This window comes from Lysobacter sp. P5_B12, assembly GCF_056400425.1.
The window spans coordinates 341966-362564 of the sequence record NZ_JBFULG010000002.1 but is presented as its reverse complement, the minus strand read 5'-3'; the positions used below and the strand labels follow the sequence as shown (position 1 = coordinate 362564).

The window sequence follows — 20599 nt, the reverse complement described above, 5'->3', positions numbered from 1 at the left end:
GCGCCGATGCGCGCATGGATACGCCGGGTCGCGATTCTCGGTCTGCTCCTTCTCCTGACCTTGCTAGGGCTGCGCGCCTGGCAGTCGACGCAAGGCCCGCCGTTGCGGCCCTGGCACACGATCGTGCCGGTCGAGTTGCATGCCGATGCGATCGCGCGCGGCACGTGGGCCGACTACGTCGCGGCCGAGTCCCGGATGTTCGACCAATTGCATCGCGATCTGCAGCGGACGATGACGCCCGCCGACCGCACGCCGATCAATCGTTACAACGACGGGGGCCTGTCCTCGCCCGCGTCCTTCGGCCATGACTGGAACCGCTCCTTCGTCCTGGAGCCTGCCGAATCACCGCGCGGCGTTGTCGTCCTGTTGCATGGATTGTCGGACGGTCCGTACAGCATGCGCAGCCTGGCGCAGCTGTATCGCGACACCGGCTGGATCGCGATCGTGCCGCGCCTGCCGGGCCATGGCACCGTCCCCGCCGGCCTGACGCGCGAAGGCCGCAAGCAATGGGAAGCGACGGTCGACATGGCCATGGCCGAAGCCACGCGCCGTGCCGGCCATCGCCTTCCGGTGCACCTGGTCGGTTATTCGAATGGCGGCGCGCTCGCGCTGCTCCACGTCATGCGCCGCGTCGGCAAGGGCGAGCGTAGCGATGTCCAACGCATCGTGCTGCTCTCGCCGATGATCGAGGTCAACGCCTTCGCGCGTTACGCCGGTCTCGCCGGCGTGCCCGCGTATTTCGGTCGCTATGCGAAGTCGGCGTGGCTCGACGTGCTGCCCGAATACAACCCCTTCAAGTACAACTCCTTCCCAGTGCGCGCGGCGCGCGAATCCTACCTGGTGACGCGCGATCTGCAGGAGGCGATGGATGCCGTCGTCGAACGGCAGGCGATGGGGCAGGTGCCGCCGATCCTCGCGTTCCAATCCGTGGTCGACGACACCGTCACGGCGCAGGCGGTGATGGTGCGGCTGTTCGACAGGCTCCTCGCGAACGGCAGCGAACTGGTGTTGTTCGATGTGCACCGCGGGCGCGTGATCGATCCGATCCTGCGGCCGACCGCCGCCGCGTGGATGCGCGATGCCTTCAAGGTCCCGCGGCGCTACACGCTGACGCTCATCGGCGCGACGTCGGAAAGCGATGCGACGGCCAGCGCGCGCACCCGCCGCGCGGGCGCCGCGCAGGTCGAAACGCAAACACTCGGCATGCGCTACCCGGGCGACGTGTATTCGCTCTCGCACGTCGCGCTGCCGTTTCCCGCGGACGATCCGCTCTACGGCAATCGTCCGTCGGGCCTACCGGTGCTGCAACTGGGCGCCGTTGCCGTGCGCGGCGAGCGCAACACGCTGGCGATTTCGCAGGACAGCATCGACCGCCTGACGTGGAATCCGTTCTACGACGAGATGGCCCGGCGCATCACGGCAACGATCACAGCTTCCGAACGCGGAACCGCTTCGCCTTGATCTTGCCTTGCGTCAATCGCGCGAGCGCATTGTTGGCCTGCGCCGCGGGAACAGCGACGTAGCTGCGCGTGGCGAACACATCGATCTTGCCGATCGTGTCGCCCTTCAACCCGCCTTCGCCGGTGAGCGCGCCCACGATGTCGCCCGGGCGCAGCTTGTCGGTGCGGCCCGCGTCGATGCGCAGCGTCGCCATCGGTGCGCGTTGCCCGACGTTCGCCTTCAACGCCGCCATCGGCGGACGCTGCAAAGTGGCGCGCAGATTCAGCGCGTCCTCGATCGCCTTGAGCCGCGGCAACTCGCGCGAGGTGCACAGCGTCAGCGCCAGGCCTTCGCGGCCCGCGCGGCCGGTGCGTCCGATGCGATGCAGGTAGGTGTCCGGGTCGTTGGGCACGTCGTAGTTGACCACCGCGCCCAGGTCTTCGATATCGAGTCCGCGCGCGGCGACGTCGCTGGCGACCAGCACGGTGCAACTGCGATTGGCGAAACGCACCAGCACTTCCTCGCGATCGCGCTGTTCCATGTCGCCATGCAAGGCGAGCGCGGAGAAACCCAAATGCGTGAGCGAAGCGACGACTTCTTCGGTATCGCGCCGCATGTTGCAGAACACGACCGCGTTGTTGCCGCCATGGTCCATCAACAAGCCGGCGAGGGCGGCGGGTTTGCGCTCGGGATCGACCTCGTAGAAGCGTTGTTCGATGGGCGCGGCATCGGCGGCGCCTTCGACGGTGACTTCGACCGGCTCGCGCATCGTGGCGCGCGCGATGGCGCGCACGGCATCGGGGAAGGTCGCGGAGAACAACAGGGACTGCCGGTCCTTCGGCGTGGCCTTGATGATTTCGCGAATGGGCTCCTCGAACCCCATGTCGAGCAGGCGATCGGCTTCATCCAGCACCAGCGTGCGAATGCCGCGCAGGTCGAGCGCCTTCTTGCGCAGCAATTCCTGCACGCGGCCCGGCGTGCCCACGACGACGTGCGGCGCATGCCCCAGCGACGCGAGCTGCGGCCCGAGCGCGACGCCACCGGTCAACGTCAGCAGTTTCAGGTTCGGCAAGCCGGTGGCGAGCTTGCGGATGTGCTTGGCCACCTGGTCGGCCAGTTCGCGCGTCGGGCACAGCACGAGGGCCTGCGCGCGGATTTGCGGGAGGTCGATGCGTTGCAACAGGGCCAGGCCGAAAGCCGCGGTCTTGCCGCTGCCCGTGGGCGCCTGGGCGATCAGGTCGTGGCCTTCGAGCAAGGCCGGGAGGCTGCGCGCCTGGACCGGTGTCATGCGCACGTGGCCGAGCGCATCCAGGCCTTGCATCAGCGCCGGATCGAGCGGGAGATCGGAGAATTCGACGGCGTCGTTCATGCGCCATGATACCGGCCGCCATCGCCCCGCGTTCACCGTGGTTTCAATACAACCGGCTGGTCCCCATTGCGGAGCCATGCATGTCCACGCCCCAGGAACTCGAAGGAAAAATGTGGAAGGCGCTGAAGTCCGACCGGACGCTCTTCGTCGGCCTGCAGGGTGAGGACCATGCGCGCCCCCTGACCGCCGTGTACGAGGAAGAACGCGGTCCGATCTGGTTCTTCACGGCGCGCGACAGTGCGCTGGTGCAACAACTGGGCGATACGGGTGCCCGCGCCGTTGGCAGTTTTGCATCCAAGGGCCATGACCTGTTCGCGAGCCTGCGCGGTTCCCTCGCGCTGCACATGGACCGTGAAGTGATCGACCGTCTCTGGAATCCCTTCATCGCCGCCTGGTACGAGGGCAAGGACGATCCGAAGCTCGCACTGTTGCGCTTCGATGCCGACGACGCCGAAGTGTGGGAGAACGCCTCGAGCCTGTTCGCGGGCGTGAAGTTGCTGCTCGGCGTGGATCCGAAGAAGAGTTACAAGGAGCATGTCGCCAAGGTCGACCTGCACTGAGTCGACCTTCGACATCGGCGAGGTTCGAATGCTGTTGCGCCCCGACCAGCTCGCAGTCGCCGACGTGCGCAATGCGCCGTTCCCGCTGCTGATCGCGCGCGACGTGCTCGACGATGCGGCGCGCGCTGAGCTCGATGCGGATTTCCCGCATTACAGCGGCGCGGGGTATTTCCCCCATTCGGACAATGATTGCGGGCAGAGCATCAACGCACTGGTGTCGGAGCTGACGGCGCCTGCGTTCGCCGACGCGCTCGGCCAACAGCTCGGCATCGAGCGGCTGTCGCAATACCCGCCATTGGTGACGATCTGCCGCTCGCTCAACCTTCGCCACGGTTCGATCCACACCGACAGCTTGTCGAAAGTCGCCAGCGCGCTGTTGTATCTCAACCCGCAATGGCCGAGCGAAACGCACGCAGGATGCCTGCGTTTCCTCACGCAGCCCAACGACATCGAAGCCACGCTCGTGCCGGAAATCCCGCCGGTCTACGGCATGCTGGCCGCCTTCAAGCGCAGCGATTGCTCCTACCACGGGCACTTGCCGTTCGAAGGCGAGCGGCACGTGATCCAGGTGGCCTGGCTGGTCGATGCCGCGGCGAAAGCGCGCAAGACACGGCGCGGCCGACTCTCGCGCTTCGTCAAATGGTTGACCGGCCGCATGGACCGCGGCTACGGCAAGCATCGCGACAAGAATGCCGCGCACCTGGATTGAGGGCGCGCCTGGATTCAGTAAGATTGCCGCATGCACCGTTCCCGACTCTGCGCCCTGCTGATCGACTGCAACACCGATGACATCGACGCCGCGGCCGGCTTCTGGTCCGCCGCGCTCGGCCGTGGCATCGACCGCGAGCACCCGGGCACGCGCGGCGACTACGTGATGCTTCAAACGCCGCAGGACGAACCCATCGTGCAGTTGCAGCGCGTCTCGCACGAAAGCCGCGTGCACCTGGATATCGAGACCGACGACATCCCGGCCGAAGTGGCGCGCCTCGAACGGCTCGGCGCGAAAGTCGTGCGCACGCTCGAGCGTTGGGTCGTGATGGAAGCACCGACGGGCCAGCGGTTCTGCATCGTCCGCGTGCAACGCCCCGGTTGGCCGAAGAACGCCACCACCTGGGAGTGAGCCCCACGCTATGATCCGCGCCAGCCTGGACCGCCGGTCCCGGCCCGGGGAGCCTCTGGGGAGGGGACATGAAGCGAGTCATGTGGGCGGCGGCGCTGGTCGCGGTCCTGATCGTGGGCTATCAAGTGCATCGCAGTTGGTCGAAGAAGATCGCACCGGCGATCGTGCAGGTGCAGGCCAAGGCCGCTTACGAAGGCATGGTCGCCAAGGCGAAAGCCGACCACCCGGACATGCCGCTCGCCGATGCGATGAAGGCGACGTCCACCGAACTGGCGAACAAGACGCTCGCTTCGCTGGATGCGAAGAACCGCGCCAAGATGGCGGCGGGCTTCTACATGGGTTTCCATTGGTCGAACACGCGCACGCGCAAGGACTATTGCAACGCGCGCGGCGTGGACATCGGCCCGTTCGTGTCCGCATTCGAAAGTGCGCATTCGCAGGAATACGCGCGCGCCACCGCCATCCTCGCCGCCGAAGGCACCGATCCGGAACAGGCGTATCCGCTGATCAAGCCGCAGATGGTGCAGGCGATCGACCAGGACATGCGCGACATCGGCAAGGGCGCGCATCTTGGCGAAGCCGAGAGCTGCCAATTCCTGGTCGACAACGCCGACCGGATCATTCCGCTGCTGGTGCTTCCGCCGGCGGTGAAGTCGGCGCTGACCGACGCGTGAGCGCCGCGGGCTAGCCGCCCGGCATCGGCAGGCACTCCATCACTTCCACGCCGTCGCCGGGGAAGACTGTGAAGTGCGGGTGCCCTTCGAACATGCGCGCGGCCGCGTCGTGCGAATCGGCCTGGACCACCACCCAGGCCGACATCGCGTTGCGGATCGGATGCACGCCTTGTTTGTCGACGCGCAGGGTCTTGCCCAACGGCGCGCCGTTTTCCTCGACGGCGCCGGCGTGCTTTTCCATCCACGCCTTCCAGGCGGCGATGCCTTCGCGCTCGCGCACCTTGCGCTGGTCGTCGGGCAACGCATCCCATCCGCTCGCCGCGCGGGCTTCGGGCGTGCCGGTGAAAATCGCGAGATAGCGGGCCATGGCGGGATCCTGCGGGGGGAGGGGATGCCGAGCCTAACGCGAAGCCAAAGCGCAGGCGGCCTGCGCAGGAATCGGATATTGGCGCTTGACGCGACGCGCCAGACTGGCGTTTTCCAACCGGATGCGCCCCGATGCCGACGCTCTACGACTACCTGCCTTCGCAAAACGCCTGGAAGGTCCGCCAACTGCTGCGGCACCTGTCGCTGGAACACCGCACGGTCGAAGTGTCGATCTTCGAAGGCGAAGGCCGCGCGCCGGCGTTCCTCGCGCGCAACCCGACGGGCAAGGTGCCGGTGCTGGAACTCGACGATGGCCGCACGCTCGCCGAATCCAACGCGATCCTGTCCTTCCTCGCCGATGGCACGCAGTACCTGCCGGGCGATCCGTTCGCGCGCGCCAAGGTGCATCAGTGGCTGTCGTTCGAACAGGAGAACGTGGAAGCCGTCATCGGTTCGCTACGCCACTGGACCATGACGGGCAAACTTGCGAAGCGTTCGCCCGAGCTCGTCGAAGGCAAGCGCGCGGGCGGCGTGCGCACGCTCGCCTTGCTCGATCGCGAACTCGCGCAACGCGACTTCATCGCGGGCGACACCTACACCATCGCGGACATCGCGCTGTTCGCCTATGCAAGCCGCGCAGAAGAGGCGGGCCTGTCGCTCGCGCCGTTCGGTGCGTTCCGCGCATGGGTGGCGCGCGTGGAAGCGCAGCCGGGGTTCCTGGCGCAGATGCATCCATATTCGATCGATCCGCATTCGATCGGCGAATTGCCGTGAATGCGGCCGCCTTGCGTTGATTTAATCTGAGCCCCCGCGTTCGGCGGGACGATGACCAGGAGAGCGCGATGCATCGGTTCGGTCTTGCACTCGTCGTGGCCTGCATGCTCTGCGCATGCGCGACGACGGACGCGAAGGAGAAAACGGCCCCGAACGGCAAGGGCGTCGCGAAGTGCGACACCTCCAAGCTCGACTGGGCGAAAGGGCAGCCCGCGAACGAAGCGAACGCGCGCCGCCTGGTGCGCGAGAGCGGCTTCGGGCTGTGGCGGATCATCGGGCCGGACAATGTCGAGCGCGCGGATTACCGCCCCGACCGCCTGACGATCTACACGGACAAGGACAACATCATCCAATCGCTCGATTGCCACTGAGCGAAAGGCGCACGCGCCGCAGCATCATCATCGCGCTGCGGCGCGCGCAGCGATACACCTTGCGTTTTCGTTCGTCCGCCTCGCTGGCCCGCCCGTCCGTTTCGTGCCCGTGAAGAAGCGCCAGCGGCGTTTCAATGCACGTGCACGCAAATGTGCAGGCCACACAGGTCAGGATCATGGCGCGCGCGCCGTCCCCCGGATTCACCTTGCTGGAGCTGATGATCGCCGTGGCGATCATCGCGGTGCTGGCCGCGCTCGCCGCGCCGTCGTTGTCCGACTTCTTCGACCGCAACCGCGTGCGCGCGGCGGCCGACGACGTGGCCAGCCTCATCAGTCAGGCGCGGGCGGAGGCGGTGAAGAACGATTTGCCGGTCCTGGTCTCGGCAAGCGGCAGTGGCACCAACTGGTGCGTGGGCGCGAACGCGGCGGATGCGCCGACGCCTGGCGAAAAGGCGCGTACGGATGCCGACGCTTGCGACTGCACCGATGGCAACGACTGCATGGTTGCAGGCATTCGACGCGTGGTGTCGTCGACCGACTATCGCGACGTCTCCATCGGCGCGCTTCCCGGCGACATCCTGTTCGACAACACGCTGGGTGCGATGGTCTCGGGCAGTGGCGTCAACCGGACCTTGGGCAACCAGACCCTGACCTTGACCTCTCCGACCGGGAAGTACGACGTCCGCGTGGACGTGCCAGCGCTGGGCCAGGCCCGGGCGTGCACGCCGGCGGCGAGTCCGGTGTTGTCGGGGATGTCGCAATGTTGATGCGCCAGCGGACAGCGGGATTCACGCTGATCGAGCTGATGGTCTCGCTCGTGCTCTCGCTCGTCGTGATGGCGGCGGTGACCACGCTCGTCGTCGCGGTCATCCGGTCGAATCGCGAGACGCTGCAATCCACGCGCCTGAACCAGGAATTGCGCGCGACCCTCAACCTGGTCGCCAATGACCTGCGGCGTGCGCGGTCGGTGGGGGATCCGCTCAGTGCGGCGCTGGGTGCCAACGCGTATCGCGAAGTGCGCACGCCGGGAAATACGTGTGCGATCTACGCCTACGACGATGCGGTCGAAGGACCGTGGCACACGCTTGCTTTGCAGAATGGCCGCCTGATGATTCGCGGTGCGAACGCTCGCCCCAACGCCTGTGTCGGCGGCGGCGCCCAGCTCAGCTCCGATCAAGTCGAAATCACCGACCTCCGCTTCGAACGCTTTCCCACCACCGCCCCCGACGACTTCGTCCGGCAGATCGACGTGACCATCACCGGCCGCCTCGTCGATACCAATCCCTCGGCCACGCCCGTCGTACGGACCATGCGCCAGACCGTCTACGTGCGCTCGGTCGGTACGGGCACTTGAACACCACGGAGGCCGCCATGCGTGCCCACTGTCTTTCGCGTTCGCGCCAGTCGGGCACCGTGCTGCTCATCGCGCTCGTGTTGTTGTTGCTCGCGGGCCTGCTGACGCTGTTCGCGCTGCGCGTGGGCGTGTTCGAGCAGCACAGCACCGGCAACGACGTCCGTTCGAAAGTGGCAGGCGAAGTGGCCGAGGCCGGTTTGGCCCAGGGCTTCGAATTCCTGATCCGGCAACACCCGGACATGCTGACCAACGCGGGGCTCTGGGAGCGTTGCGACGCGGCCGACACGACCTTCCCCTGCGGCGCCGTCCCCGACACGCGGTTCGAGGTCAACGGCACCGAGTTTTCGCGCCGCGGTTCGATGTACCGACTCAGGGCCGACACCACCAACACCATCGGCAACATCGACACCGCGCTGTCGCAATACATGTTGCGCATGCCGGCCTCCTCGAAGATCACCTCGATGGCGAACGGGCAGGGCGTCGCCTACGGCGTGGCGCCGGTCGTGTGTTTCGCGCAATCGCCGGAGACGGAGACATCGCCGATCCCCTGCGGCGCCGTCGGGTCGTCGAGCGTGGAGATTGCCACCTTCGTCAGCGTTGCGCGCCTGCCCGGCGAAAACACCAACAGCACGCTCGTCCAAACCGTGGGCCAGTATCCGAAGCTCGGCGACGAGATCGTCAGCACGCCGCCGATCATGGCTTCCGGCGCGGTCGACGTGACCGGCAACCTGCAGATCGTGACGAACGCGAGGGCCGGTGGCACCGGTGTGCCGGTCTCGGTCTGGAGCCGCCTGGACATCGACAAGCACGGCACGCCCAATACCTGCTATTCCGATGAATTCTTCCGCTACACGCAGGGAAACCACACGCCGTCGATCTACCAGAGCACGATCCGCTGCGACGACTGCACCTGCGACGGCAACGGCGCGCCGGCAACGTTGAGTTACGACACCAGCGGCCTGGACCGCTGCTTGAGCGCCACCTCCGATTGCGAAGGCATCGACATCCTCGACGTCGACGCGGGCACCAACTCCAACACGCTCTACAACACCGGCGGCCACGTGGGCGCGAATTTCAACGTGCGCTCCGATTCCCTGTCCTATCCCACCTGCGAGTTCCCGCCGGACATGTTCCGTTTCGTCTTCGGCGTCAAGGCGTGGGTCGACAACGACCTGGATTGCTTCGCCGAAACCAAGGCCGCTTCGGTGCTGTACCAGAACCCCGACAACGGGGTGATCGCGACCATGCCACCCGACGAGGCCTATCTGTACAAGATCGCCGACAAGGTGATCCCGACCCTCGCGCACCAGAACCTCGTGCGCACGCTGCAGAACGGCACCAGCGCGCTGCTGTCCGCTTCATCGAGCAAGGGCATCATCTGGTGCCAGGCCGATTGCGACATCAGCGGGCAGGTCGGCACGCCGGATGCCCCGGTGTTCCTGATCCTCGACGGGCCGGTGACGATCCACGGCGTCGTGTTCGGTTACGTGTTCGTGCGCGATACCGGCAACACGCTCCGCCCGGCCACGGGCAGCAGCCTGTCCGGCTCTTGCCCGAGCAATTGCATGCTGCAGATGAACGCAGGCTCCGCGATCTACGGCGCGCTCGTCGTGCAGGGCCAGATGAAAGTCAACGGTACCGCGGCCGTGATCTCCGACAGAAGCGTGCTCGGGAGCATCGTCACGCAGACGGGCGACGTGTACGCGACCTTGCCGGGTGCGTGGACCGACCGCGAGTCGTACTGAGGAGAACGCACGATGATCATCCATCGCTGCAGCGGCGGGTTCAGCCTCCTCGAGGTGCTGGTCGCCATCGTCGTCCTCACCGTCGGCCTGCTCGCACTGGCGGCCTTGCAGGGCAGCCTGACGCGCTCGTCGGCCGATGCGAAGGTCCGCGCACGCGTGGCGGCGATGTTGTCGGCGCGCATGGACGCGTTGCGCAGCGGGAGTTACGGGGGGCTCACCCCGGAAGGCACGCAGGCGGCCGTCGTCAGCCAGGATGGGGTGCCTGCCAATGATTGCGATCCGGCTTCGCCCGACAACACCGACTGGCTCGACTGCGCGCGCGTGGAGTCCGGCCTGGGCAGCCTCAATACGCAGCAAACGGTCAATACCTGGTACGGCGCGGGGTCCTTCGCCACGCCCGCGCCCGCACCGAACGTGCAGGATCCGAAGGTCGCGCAGTTCAAGCGCATCACCCTGAACGCGTGGTGGACCGATGCCGGCAACGTGCGCCACGACATGCAACTGGTCTCCGACGTCAGTGCGATGACGCTGACCAGCAGTGTCGTCATCCCGCCTGACCCGATCAGCGTCGGCACCGGCGGGCCGATCGTGCGCACGACGAGCCCTGCGACGAACGGTGTCATCCCGATCGCGCTCAGCGATCAATCCAACAGCGCCACGAGCAACCCGAGCCCGGAACTGGTCGGTTCGCGTAACAACCAGATCGTGGTCGGTACGCGCTACACGGTGCTGAACTATTCGCCGCCGGGCTTCGGCGACGGCGTCACGATCCAGAAGCGCTTCGACCAGGAAGTGGTGAAGTGCAGCTGCAAGTACGGCGCGGGCGGCAACAACCTGCCCGAGATCTATCGCACGGCGCTGTGGCCGGCGGTGTGGACCGGCGAGGGCTACGCGGTGGCGCAGCCGGCGGGCAGTCCTGCGGCGCCGGGGCAATCGAAGGCCTCGGGCATGAAGTCGGGCGTGACGCAAAGCGACCTGTGCCAGGAATGCTGCCGCGACCACCACGACACGGGCAACAACACGCAGGTGCGTTTCGATCCGGAGCGCAACGACAACTCCGTCTCCAAGTACGACCTCAACAATTCGAATGTCCTGGTCGCCGTCAACAACACCAACAACGGGACGTATGTGGATTCGTGCCGCTTGGTGCGCGTCGATGGCTTCTGGCGGACGGCGTCTGACCTGTATGCACGCCAGTTCGGCCTGCTCGAAACGCAGCCGGCCGGCAGCGTCGCGGCGAAGAGCGGCTTGCCGACCAACGATGCGGTGACGCGTTACACCAACTTCGTGAAGAGCTTCCTGTCCGGCTACAACGCCAGCTCGTCGACGGCGCCGTCGAATGCGCAGAACACGTTCAACAACGATTTGCTCTTCAACGCGCCGACCGTGAACATCGCGACGGCCTCCAACACCGACTATCGCTACCTGCATGGGCGCGGCCTGTACGTCGACTATCTCGAACAGGATGCGCGCGACAGGCTCGGCAAGGCGTTGCAGGACACCGCCGCCGACGGCGAGTGCCCGAGCGGCACGCCGAACGAAGAATGCGTGATGCCCTTCCTGCCCTTCACGACGGTCAACCTGACCGAAATCGCGAAGTGGACGGCCAGCAACGCCGCGGTGATCACGGTCAACAGCGGCAACCTGTTGGCGAGCGACCCCTTGCAGCCTTCGGGAAGCCGGACGATCGGCAAGACCGCCGGCACGGCGAACAACACCGGCGAGATGCGGCGCTCGAGTTCGGGCGTGGCGATCAATGCGTCGCTGCCGAATCTCGGCGGCGTGGATCCCAACGACAACAGCGAAGTGTGGTCCGATGCGCAGGCCTTCCAGGTCGGCGGCAGCACGGGCGGTACCTTCGACGTGCGCGTGACCGGTGGCGGCGGCAATCCATTCGTCTTCGCGACGGTGTCCACGGACGTCAACAAGGAATGCCTGAAGCCGGCCGGGACGGACCATCATTGCGTGTTGTCGGCGGGCAATGCCTTGCCGCAGACGGGCGCGCTGCTGATCTCGAACTATTGGCTCGAGACGACGACCAACCGCAGCATCACGGGTAACTGCGGTGGCCGCACGGTGACGGACACGATCGCGGTGCCCACCTTCCGCAACTATGTGTTGTCGACGGCGACCCTGGGCGGCATCAACGGGATCATCGGCTCGCCCACCAACGACAACAAGACGGCCGAGACGACGAGCGTGAGTTTCTCCGCGATCGCGCAGGGTGGCCTGGTGATGATCGGATTCACCGAGCAGGCCGGCAGCCCCACCTACGCGACGATCGCCACGTGCTCGACCAACGGCGGCGGCAACAAGATCCTCACCCCGACCTGGAACAAGCCGTGGCTGCAGTGATCGCGCGTCAATAGATCGGCGTGATCGTCATTTGCGGCAAGGGCCGCGGCGCGCCTTGCGTGAGGTCGGGTTGCATGTCGCCCCAGGTTTCGCCCTGGTGCACGAGTTGCTGCAGCAACCGCGCCGATTCGTTGCGCTGGAAGTAATCGGTGAACGCATACGACGGCGGTTCGGTGTCGGGCGATTCGGGTAACGCGTACGCGGCGGCGTAATCGGGAACGCGGAGTGCGGGATCGTGCGTGCGCGCGACCTGGCGCGTGTAGCGCTGCAGGCCGGAGGCGAGATTGCGCCAGCGGATCCAGTAATGGTTCTCGAAGGAGAACGTGTTGAAGCGTTCGCCGGCCGCGGTGCCCTTGGCGGCGATGCGTTCGAGCACGGCCTGCGGCATGTCGAGGTTCAGGCCGCCTTCGTCGCCCTGCAGGGCGATGTGCACGATGCGGTCGCGTTGGCCCGGTGCGCGCGCGAGGAGGAGATCGCGCCAGTTCTGCATGGTCGCCACGATGCCGAACAGAAAACCCGCGACATCGCCCGCGGCGTTGCCGTCGCCGAGCCGCTGATACGTGCGTTGCCAGCCTTGGGCGTTGCGTTCGGGCAGGAAGATCGCATCGGCGCGCGTGTCGTCGACGCCCGGATAAACCAGGTCGATCGCGAAGGTCGGCCACAAGGGCAGCGCGGCATCGAACAGGTGGATCGGGAAATTGCTGCCGATGCCGCCATCGGAGAACCACACCGGGCGCATCGCACCGATGTTCGATGGGGCGCGTGCACCACCGGTGGCGAGTTGGTCGGCGGCATCGGCCTGCGATTGCGCGGGCGCCGGTTGCGCGCGGTCCACTTCGGGTTCGGGCGCGGCGCGTCGCGCCGGCTCGTGCAGCGGCACGGCGCTCACCAGGAACGGGAAACTCAGGCTCATGCGCGTGGCGACGAGGACGGGAAGCTGGTCGTCGGCCGGGAGCGGGTAATACGTTTTGCCTTCGACCTGTTCGGGCGTGCCGCCATTGGCGATCATCCAGTCCACGACGTCCTTCGGGAACAGGCGGTCGAACTCGTCGCGCAGGAACCAGAAGCGCACGTCGCGGAAGGGCAGCGTGCGCGGTTCGCGATGCGAGATGCTGGTGGTGATCATGCGCAGCACGATGGCGTCGGGCGTCGCCGGTTCGCCTGCGAAACGCGGCGCGTTGCACAGGTCGGCGAAGGTGAGGGGCGCATTGCCGGTTTGGCCTGAGAGGCGTTGCAGGACCGCATGCAGCCACTCGATGAGCGCCGGTTTCGACGTTGCGGACATGCCGTTGCACAGGCCGAACAGATTCCCGCGCATCACGCGCGCCACGCGCAGCGCCGCCGAAATCGCCGCGGCCGCGTACGCGCAGAACAGGGACGGCAACACCATCGCGAGCACGCCGCCTGCGTTCGCGAGCCAATGGCCGAGCGCGAGCAACATCCCGAACACGAGCGCGAATTCCAGCGGCGCCGTCGCCAGGACCGCGCCGACGATCGCGGCGATCTTCTTCCAGCGCGGCGCCGTGCCCGTCGCGCACACCAGCGCGCGATAGGCATTGCGTGCACCCCACGCGGGTTGGAACAGGCGCGCGATGAAACCTTGCGTCGTCAATTGCGCGGCCACGTCCGCCAGACCGTCGAAGCCCATGCCCTGTGTATCGCCGCGTGCCGCGCCATCGGCCCTGCGCCGATCGCCGCAGGCCGCCGCGGCGGTGACCGCAGCCGCGATGGCGCCGGCCGACGTGCCGCCGACGCTCTTGAAGCGGAACTCCCGGGCCAGGGCCAGGACCGCATTGGGATACACGATGCCGCTCGTGATCCCGCCCTTCATCACCAGGTCGCAGTACTTCATCGCGTGCTCCATGCCGATGCGATGGGGCGACCTTGGCCCTTGCGGCGCGCCGATGCAACGGGTCATGCTCCCACGCCATGCATATCCTGATCTGCGGCGGAGCGGGTTACATCGGCAGCCACATGGCCCGCTGGCTCGCCCTGCGCGCCCATCGCGTCACCGTGCTGGACAATCTCTCCACCGGACATCGCGAAGCGGTGCAATGGGGCGAGCTGGTCGAAGCCGACGTCCTGCAACCGGCATCGCTCGACCGTGCGTTCGAAGGCCGGACCTTCGATGCGGTCATGCACTTCTGCGCGCGCTCGCTCGTCGGCGAATCCGTCGCCGATCCCTACGCGTATTACGCGGCGAACGTGACCGGCACGCTCAACCTGCTGGAGGCGATGCGGCGGCATGGCGTCGCGCGGCTCGTGTTCTCTTCGACCGCGGCGGTGTTCGGCCATCCGAACAGCGAGCGCATCGACGAAACCCATCCGACGCAGCCGATCAATCCCTACGGCGCCAGCAAGCTGATGGTCGAACGCATCCTGGCCGATGCGGCCGGCGCCTACGGCTTGCGTTCGGTCGCGTTGCGTTACTTCAACGCCGCCGGTGCGAGCCCCGAGGCGACGATCGGCGAATCGCATTCGCCCGAAACGCACCTGATCCCCAACGTGTTGCGCGCGGCCCTCGGCAGCGGCCCCGCGCTCAAGGTCTTCGGCGAGGACTACGCGACGCACGATGGCACCTGCGTCCGCGATTACGTGCACGTCGACGACCTCGCCGAAGCGCACCTGCGCGCGCTCGCCTTCCTCGACGCGCATCCCGGCGCGCATGCCTTCAACCTCGGCAACGGCCGCGGCTTCTCCGTGCGCGAAGTGATCGCCGCGGCCGAAGCGGTGAGCGGCCGTTCGATCCCGTTCTCGATACAGCCCCGCCGCCCGGGCGACCCCGCGGTGCTGGTCGCAGCGAGCGACAAGGCGCGCGCGGCGCTGGGCTGGGTGCCCGCCTACGATCGCCTCGAACCCATGCTCGAAACGGCGCTGCGCTGGCACCGCGACCAGCGCTTCTGATCGCGTGAAGGCGCCATGACGGCGCCTTCTTCACAATCCCGGCCTTCCTGACCCTGCGACGGCGCCGGAGCGCACGTGCTCGACTTCGAAGCCCTGTTCCGCCATTCGCCCAACCCCTACATGGTGGTGGATCGCGAGTTGCGCTACCTCGCGGTCAACGAGGCCTACGCGACGCTCCTGAGTACGACGACGCAGGCGCTCGTCGGACGTCGCGTGTTCGATGCCTTCCCGGGCGAGGTCGACGACGCGGGCCATTCCCAAAGCGATGCGGTGCGCCGTTCGATGCTGCGCGTGTTCGAAACCGGGCGCCCCGACATGCTCGCGCTGGTGCCGTACACCATCGAGCGCGAAGCACCGGACGGCCGGCACGTGGAAGAGCGCTACTGGAGCGCGACGCACACGCCGATGTTCGACGACAGTGGCCGCGTGCAGGCGGTGTTGCAGCACACGACGGATGTCACCGAGGTCGAACGCAATCGCGCGGAGCTGGAAGCGGTGCGCCAACGCGAAGGCGCGACGCCGGAACAGATGTGGCAAGGCGTGGTCTCGCGCGCTCGCGCCGTCCAGGATGCGAACAGCGCGCTTGTTGCGCAGGGCCGCCACCTGATGTCGCTGTTCGCGCAGGCGCCGGGCTTCATGGCGGTGCTCTCCGGCCCGGAGTACGTGTTCGAAATCGCGAATCCCGCGTACGAGGAACTCATCGGCCGCAGCGATCTCATCGGTCGCAGGCTGCGCGAGGTCCTGCCGGAGATCATCGACCAGGGTTACTTCAACCTCCTGGACCAGGTGCGGGAGACCAAACGGCGTTTCGTCGGTCGTGGCATGGAAGTGCGCCTGGCCTCCAGCGCCGGCGAGCTGCATCCGCGCTACGTGGACTTCGTCTACCAGCCCATCGTGGGCGAAGACGGGCAGACCGCCGCCGTCTTCGTGCAGGGCCACGACGTCACCGACCGCGAGTCCGCGCTCGACGCGCTGCGCGAAAGCGAGCAACGCTTCCGCACCATCGCCGAGATGATCCCGCAGATGGTGTGGTCCACGTTGCCCGATGGCTACCACGACTACTACAACCGCCAGTGGTACGCCTACACCGGTGTGCCGGAAGGCTCGACCGACGGCGAGGCCTGGAACGGCATGTTCCATCCCGAAGACCAGCCGCGCGCATGGGAGCGCTGGCGACACAGCCTCGCGACGGGGGAGCCCTACGAAATCGAATATCGCCTGCGCCATCGCAGCGGCGAGTATCGCTGGACGCTGGGCCGCGCGCTCCCGATCCGCGACGCCACCGGCGCGATCGTGCGTTGGATGGGCACCTGCACCGAGATCCACGAACAGAAGCTCGTGCAGGAAGCACTGGAACGCAGCGAGTATTCCCTGCGCGACGCCGACCAGCGCAAGGACCGCTTTCTCGCGACACTCGCGCACGAGCTGCGCAATCCGCTCGCGCCGATCGCCACCGCGGCCTCGCTGCTGCGCATGTCTCCCGACGATCCCGACCGCGTGCTCGCCGCCAGCGACATCATCCATCGCCAGGTGGAACACATGACGCACCTGGTCAACGACCTGCTCGACGTTTCGCGCGTCACGCAAGGACAGGCGGTGCTCGACGTGCGCGAGATGGACCTGGCGCAATCGGTGCGCGAAGCGCTGGAGCAGGTCGCGCCCCTGGTCGAACGCAAGCGCCACGCCGTTCGCGTGTCTCTGCCGGAGGGCCCGGTGCGCGTGATGGGAGATGCAGCGCGCATGCGGCAGGTGTTCGCCAACCTGCTCGTCAACGCGGCGAAGTACACGCCCGACGGCGGCCACATCGACGTGCGGGTCCACGTGGCCGACCACCTGGCGTGCATCGACGTGGAGGACGACGGCGTGGGCATGGACGCTACCCTGATCCCGCGCGTGTTCAACCTCTTCGTGCAGGCCGAGCCGACGCCGGACCGCAACGAAGGCGGCCTCGGCATCGGTTTGTCGCTGGTGCGCAGCCTCGTGCAACAGCACGGCGGAACGATCAAGGCCACGAGCCCGGGCCTCGGCAAGGGCGCGCGGTTCCGCGTGTGCCTGCCGGTGGATCTTCCGGTCGCGCCGAGGCTCGCCGCGGTTTGATCAATTGGGCAGCACGTTCGACACCTGGGTCAGGCCGATCATCCACAGATCGCTGAGTGCGGCATCGTCGGTGAAGGTCGCCAACGAACGATCGGGATGGCGGCTCGGCCATTCGGTGGGATCCGGCGAAAACACCAGCCAGGATTTGCTGCCGACCGAGATGCGCGGACGGCCCGCGTAGTTGGAAAGACCACCGAAGGGACCCACGCGCACCATGCCGCTGAAATCCCACGCACCCTGGCCATTGGCGATCAGCGCCTCCGCGGTGAGGAAGCCGCAGAACGTCTTGAGCGACGAGTCCGTCCACAGGTGCAGCGACGCTTGCGCCGCCTGGCCGTTCGAAGAGCGGATCAAACACTTTCCGTTGACCTGGCTGCGGATGACGTGCGCGACCTTGCCCGACAGCGACGTGACCGGATAGATCGACCAAAGCGGTTGCGTGTTGCCCGATGCCTGGCCGCAGCCGGCCGCATCGGGGTTCCAGACGAACAGGGAGGGCACGCTGGCGTTGCCGCTGTTGCCGACGATCACGCATCCGCCCCACCAGGAGGTGCCGGGCGCCATCTTCTTGTCCGCGTCGATGAGGTAAGTGCCCGGGGTGACGGCGACCTGTGCGATCGCGGTGGAGCCGAACGATGCGATGCCGACCAGTGCCGTGAGGACGATGCGGCGGATTGCGTTGCGGAACATTGCGAACCTCCGGATGGAATACGGAGTCCGCAGCTTGGATTCGGTGCCCGCGCGTCGCTAGGTGATGTGCGCCGCCGCGTGTGGCGGAAGAAGCGCGCGTAAGCGCAGAATTCCCTTGGACGCTCAGTCGATTCGGTACACGCGCGCGCCGGGCGTGTCGTCGTCGATGCGGAAGAACCAACGACCCGCGGCGCCCGGCACGATCTTCACCTCGGGGTTCTCCAGCGGCTTGTTCAAGGTGTAATGCCCCTTGAGCACTTTCCACCGCTGCCCATTGGCGAACGTGAACTCGGTGCCCGGTTCCCATCCCGTCAGCGTGCCGACGACGCGCGTGAGGATCACGCCCTCGTCGTAGCCGAAGAGCGACTTGCGTTGCTCGCCGCCTTCCGCCGGAACCGTGGCGACGGGTGCGGGCGCGGGCGCCGATGCAGCAGCGTCGCGCGCGTCGTCGCGCAGCAATTGGTTGAGGAGCGCGAGTTGTTCGGGCGTCAACGTATCCAGGCCCGTCGCGTGCATCTGCCTGGGCGTGAAGCGCTTTTCGAGATCGACCCACGGCGCGGCAGCCCAGGCGACGCAGGCGGTGAGCAGCAACAGGATCGGCAACCAGCGACGGCGATGGGCGGTCATGCGATTTCCTCGGCGGTTCGCAGTAGCGGCGCCGGATTCTGCGCGCCATAAACAGTAAGCACACGCTGCATCAGCGCCTCGTGGCTCCATGCGCGCGCATCGCGCGGGCCGGCGGCGGAGAGCAAGGTGCGCAGCACCGGATCGCGCAGCACGCGCGTGACCTGGTCGGCGAAGCCCTCGACGTCCTCCGGCGCCACCAACGCCGACGCCGCATCGCGCAGCACGGTCGCCGTTCCCATCACGGCGGTGGAGACGATCGGAACGCCCAGCGCCATCGCCTCGATCAACACCAGGCCCTGCGTTTCGGTGGGCGATGCGAACAGGAAGGCATCCGCCCCGCGATAACAATCCAGCAGCGTCGTGCGGCGATCGAGGTTGCCGAGGAACAGGACGTTCGCCTCGAGCCCGCGCTCGCGAACGAGTCGCCGCAGTCGCGGCGCGTCCGGGCCTTCGCCTGCGATCACGAAACGCACCGTGGGAAATTCGGGCACGAGGCGCTGCACGACGTCGACCAGGAACGCGATGTTCTTTTCGACGGCCAGGCGGCTCACGGTGGCGAGGACCGGCTGCACGTCCTTCAATCCATGGCGCGCGCGGAAGGCCGTGCGATCGCCGCCGGTGAACTCGGCCAGGTCGATGCCGGTCGGCAACACGGTCGCCGGTGTGTCGATGCCGTAACGGCGCAACACATCCGCCATCTCGTCGGTGGGCACGATGAGCCGGTCGACTTCGCCGCAAAGCTTGCGGGACAGGCGCCGCGCAAGGAAGCGCGTCAGCGGCGAAGGGCACCACGGCAGATAGTGCGCGACGTACTCCTCGAAGTAGGTGTGGTAGGTCTCCACCACCGGCGCATTGCACGCACGCCCGACGCGCACCCCGAGCGCATGCGCACGAAACGGCGTGTGGATGTGCACCACATCCCAGCGGCGATGCGCCAGGCGTTCGAACACCGCCCGCAACGCGCTGCCTTTCATCAGGCGATCTTCGGGATCGAAGAAGATCGTGCGCGCGGGCAAGCGGATCACCTCGAACGCGGGCCCGAACTCCGCATCGCGCATGCGCTGTTCCTCGCGGTGCGCGCCGCCGTAATCCGGCGCGACGAGCACGACGCGATGGCCCAGAGCGACCAGCGCCTTGGCGAAGGTGCGGATCGACGTCGACACGCCGTTGATCCGCGGGAAGTACACGTCCGACACCATCAGGATGTCCATGCCGGCCACGGTATGGCAGGCCTGTGACACTTTTGCGACCGGCTCAGGCCGCGAGGCGCCGCGCGGAGGGCAGGGTGGGCACGAGGGCCGGCCGGGGCCCGATCCGCGCGAGCGTGGCATGCGTGTGCGACAGTAGCCGCAGCGTGCCGTCGTGGTCTTCGACCAGCGCGGTCAGCGATTCGACCCAATCGCCGTCGTTGGCGTAGACCAGGCCGCGCCGCACTTCTAGCGACGCACGATGGATATGCCCGCACACGATGCCGTCGAGCCCGCGGCGGCGCGCTTCGGCCAGGCCCGCCTCGCGATAGCGCCCGATGTAATGTTCGGCGGCATCGCTGCGGCGCTTGAGGAATTCGGCGAGCGACCAGTAGCGCATGCCGAACCGACGGCGCGCGCGATTGAGCCATTGGTTGCCGGTGAGGATCCGGTAGTACAACCAATCGCCGAAGCGCTCCTGCAGATTGCCGAACTGCGTCTGCGCATCGAACTCGTCGCCATGCACGACGAGCAACCGGCGCCCGTCGGCGGTGACGTGCACCGCGCGCCGCCGCACGCGCATCGCCGGCAGGGCAAGCCCGCAGAAGCGACGCATCGGACGATCGTGGTTGCCGGGGATGTAGACGATGTCGGTGCCCGCGCGCCGCAATGCATGCAGGGCTTCGATCACGCGTTGGTGCGAGGCTTGCCAGTGCGCGCGCCGATGCGAGAGCCACCACAGATCGACGATGTCGCCGACCAGGTAAAGCCGATCGCATTGCAGTGATTCGAGGAACGCCGCCAGTTCCGCGGCGTGGCAATGCCTGGATCCCAGGTGCATGTCGGAGAGGAAGGCGGTCCGCCGCGGCGTGGGCGGCAAGGGCACGGCGACGGACGATGCGGGCGTGCGCATGCGGGCTCCGGTCGTGGTTCGACTGTGCGCAGCCTGCTGCCGCTTGAAGACAC

General features: G+C 67.0%; 21 protein-coding genes. 13 read left to right on the top strand and 8 right to left on the bottom strand.

The genetic code is table 11. The features are described from left to right. Nucleotides 1–6: 6 nt before the first annotated feature. The gene (locus AC1DOM_RS05160; RefSeq protein WP_498960879.1) at nt 7–1461 is read left to right on the top strand and encodes an alpha/beta hydrolase; all 1455 of its coding nucleotides are present in this window, start codon (nt 7–9) and stop codon (nt 1459–1461) included. Here AC1DOM_RS05160 and dbpA read toward each other — a convergent pair. Then, nucleotides 1427–2809 carry an ATP-dependent RNA helicase DbpA gene (dbpA, locus tag AC1DOM_RS05155; protein WP_498960877.1) on the bottom strand — a complete coding sequence of 461 codons (1383 nt, stop codon included), beginning with the start codon at nt 2807–2809 and terminating at the stop codon, nt 1427–1429. The two genes, AC1DOM_RS05160 and dbpA, sit on opposite strands and share 35 nt — an antisense overlap. A gap of 80 nt (nt 2810–2889) precedes the next feature. On the opposite strand from dbpA, the gene AC1DOM_RS05150 reads away from it, so the two are divergent. The 4 genes from AC1DOM_RS05150 to AC1DOM_RS05135 all read left to right on the top strand — a co-directional run bounded on the left by AC1DOM_RS05150 (nt 2890) and on the right by AC1DOM_RS05135 (nt 5163). Beyond that, nucleotides 2890–3369 carry a pyridoxamine 5'-phosphate oxidase family protein gene (locus tag AC1DOM_RS05150; RefSeq protein WP_498960875.1) on the top strand — a complete coding sequence of 160 codons (480 nt, stop codon included), beginning with the start codon at nt 2890–2892 and terminating at the stop codon, nt 3367–3369. 28 nt (nt 3370–3397) lie between these two features. Beyond that, the gene (locus AC1DOM_RS05145) at nt 3398–4078 is read left to right on the top strand and encodes a 2OG-Fe(II) oxygenase (RefSeq protein ID WP_498960873.1); all 681 of its coding nucleotides are present in this window, start codon (nt 3398–3400) and stop codon (nt 4076–4078) included. Nucleotides 4079–4108: 30 nt separating this feature from the next. Then, nucleotides 4109–4489: a VOC family protein gene (locus tag AC1DOM_RS05140; RefSeq protein ID WP_498960871.1), complete on the top strand. Its 381-nt coding sequence runs from the start codon at nt 4109–4111 to the stop codon at nt 4487–4489. 68 nt (nt 4490–4557) lie between these two features. Next, the gene (locus AC1DOM_RS05135; RefSeq protein WP_498960869.1) at nt 4558–5163 is read left to right on the top strand and encodes a hypothetical protein; all 606 of its coding nucleotides are present in this window, start codon (nt 4558–4560) and stop codon (nt 5161–5163) included. A gap of 10 nt (nt 5164–5173) precedes the next feature. On the opposite strand, the gene AC1DOM_RS05130 is transcribed toward AC1DOM_RS05135, so the two are convergent. After that, a complete protein-coding gene (locus AC1DOM_RS05130) occupies nt 5174–5530 on the bottom strand; it encodes a hypothetical protein (protein WP_498960867.1) in 357 nt (118 codons plus the stop codon). A gap of 131 nt (nt 5531–5661) precedes the next feature. Between AC1DOM_RS05130 and AC1DOM_RS05125 the strand changes: the two genes are divergently transcribed. Together AC1DOM_RS05125 and AC1DOM_RS05120 are read left to right on the top strand one after the other, a co-directional pair. Next, complete coding sequence (locus tag AC1DOM_RS05125; RefSeq protein WP_498960865.1) at nt 5662–6303, top strand: glutathione S-transferase family protein; 642 nt, start codon at nt 5662–5664, stop codon at nt 6301–6303. Nucleotides 6304–6371: 68 nt separating this feature from the next. Next, on the top strand, nt 6372–6674 hold the full coding sequence (locus AC1DOM_RS05120) for an I78 family peptidase inhibitor (RefSeq protein WP_498960863.1): 303 nt from the start codon (nt 6372–6374) through the stop codon (nt 6672–6674). Here AC1DOM_RS05120 and AC1DOM_RS05115 read toward each other — a convergent pair. After that, nucleotides 6649–6852: a hypothetical protein gene (locus AC1DOM_RS05115; RefSeq protein WP_498960861.1), complete on the bottom strand. Its 204-nt coding sequence runs from the start codon at nt 6850–6852 to the stop codon at nt 6649–6651. The genes AC1DOM_RS05120 and AC1DOM_RS05115 overlap by 26 nt on opposite strands. Here AC1DOM_RS05115 and AC1DOM_RS05110 point away from each other — a divergent pair. From AC1DOM_RS05110 to AC1DOM_RS05095, 4 genes are read left to right on the top strand one after another with little or no spacing between them, the layout of a single operon-like run. Next, the gene (locus AC1DOM_RS05110; RefSeq protein ID WP_498960859.1) at nt 6851–7441 is read left to right on the top strand and encodes a GspH/FimT family pseudopilin; all 591 of its coding nucleotides are present in this window, start codon (nt 6851–6853) and stop codon (nt 7439–7441) included. The two genes, AC1DOM_RS05115 and AC1DOM_RS05110, sit on opposite strands and share 2 nt — an antisense overlap. Beyond that, the gene (locus tag AC1DOM_RS05105) at nt 7441–8028 is read left to right on the top strand and encodes a prepilin-type N-terminal cleavage/methylation domain-containing protein (protein WP_498960857.1); all 588 of its coding nucleotides are present in this window, start codon (nt 7441–7443) and stop codon (nt 8026–8028) included. The genes AC1DOM_RS05110 and AC1DOM_RS05105 overlap by 1 nt, the downstream gene beginning before the upstream one ends. Before the next feature lie 17 nt (nt 8029–8045). Further along, a complete protein-coding gene (locus tag AC1DOM_RS05100; RefSeq protein WP_498960856.1) occupies nt 8046–9773 on the top strand; it encodes a hypothetical protein in 1728 nt (575 codons plus the stop codon). A 12-nt stretch (nt 9774–9785) separates the two neighbouring features. Then, a complete protein-coding gene (locus AC1DOM_RS05095; RefSeq protein WP_498960854.1) occupies nt 9786–12128 on the top strand; it encodes a type IV pilus modification PilV family protein in 2343 nt (780 codons plus the stop codon). Between the two features lie 7 nt (nt 12129–12135). Here AC1DOM_RS05095 and AC1DOM_RS05090 read toward each other — a convergent pair whose 3' ends face one another. Next, the gene (locus tag AC1DOM_RS05090; protein ID WP_498961286.1) at nt 12136–13992 is read right to left on the bottom strand and encodes an RpoH suppressor; all 1857 of its coding nucleotides are present in this window, start codon (nt 13990–13992) and stop codon (nt 12136–12138) included. 65 nt (nt 13993–14057) lie between these two features. Between AC1DOM_RS05090 and galE the strand changes: the two genes are divergently transcribed. Together galE and AC1DOM_RS05080 are read left to right on the top strand one after the other, a co-directional pair. Next, nucleotides 14058–15032, top strand: coding sequence for a UDP-glucose 4-epimerase GalE (gene galE / locus AC1DOM_RS05085; RefSeq protein WP_498960853.1), 975 nt, complete (start codon nt 14058–14060; stop codon nt 15030–15032). A gap of 75 nt (nt 15033–15107) precedes the next feature. Further along, nucleotides 15108–17129 (top strand): PAS domain-containing sensor histidine kinase, encoded by a 2022-nt coding sequence (locus AC1DOM_RS05080; protein ID WP_498960851.1) that lies wholly within the window; start codon nt 15108–15110, stop codon nt 17127–17129. On the opposite strand, the gene AC1DOM_RS05075 is transcribed toward AC1DOM_RS05080, so the two are convergent. The 4 genes from AC1DOM_RS05075 to AC1DOM_RS05060 all read right to left on the bottom strand — a co-directional run bounded on the left by AC1DOM_RS05075 (nt 17130) and on the right by AC1DOM_RS05060 (nt 20546). Beyond that, nucleotides 17130–17819: a hypothetical protein gene (locus AC1DOM_RS05075; protein WP_498960849.1), complete on the bottom strand. Its 690-nt coding sequence runs from the start codon at nt 17817–17819 to the stop codon at nt 17130–17132. It abuts the gene before it with no gap. Between the two features lie 123 nt (nt 17820–17942). Then, entirely contained in the window at nt 17943–18446 is a 504-nt protein-coding gene (locus AC1DOM_RS05070) for a hypothetical protein (RefSeq protein WP_498960847.1), read from the bottom strand. After that, on the bottom strand, nt 18443–19657 hold the full coding sequence (locus AC1DOM_RS05065) for a glycosyltransferase (protein WP_498960845.1): 1215 nt from the start codon (nt 19655–19657) through the stop codon (nt 18443–18445). Before AC1DOM_RS05065 ends, AC1DOM_RS05070 begins: the two co-directional genes overlap by 4 nt. 43 nt (nt 19658–19700) lie before the next feature. After that, nucleotides 19701–20546 (bottom strand): UDP-2,3-diacylglucosamine diphosphatase, encoded by an 846-nt coding sequence (locus tag AC1DOM_RS05060; RefSeq protein ID WP_498960844.1) that lies wholly within the window; start codon nt 20544–20546, stop codon nt 19701–19703. Between the last annotated feature and the right edge of the window lie 53 nt (nt 20547–20599).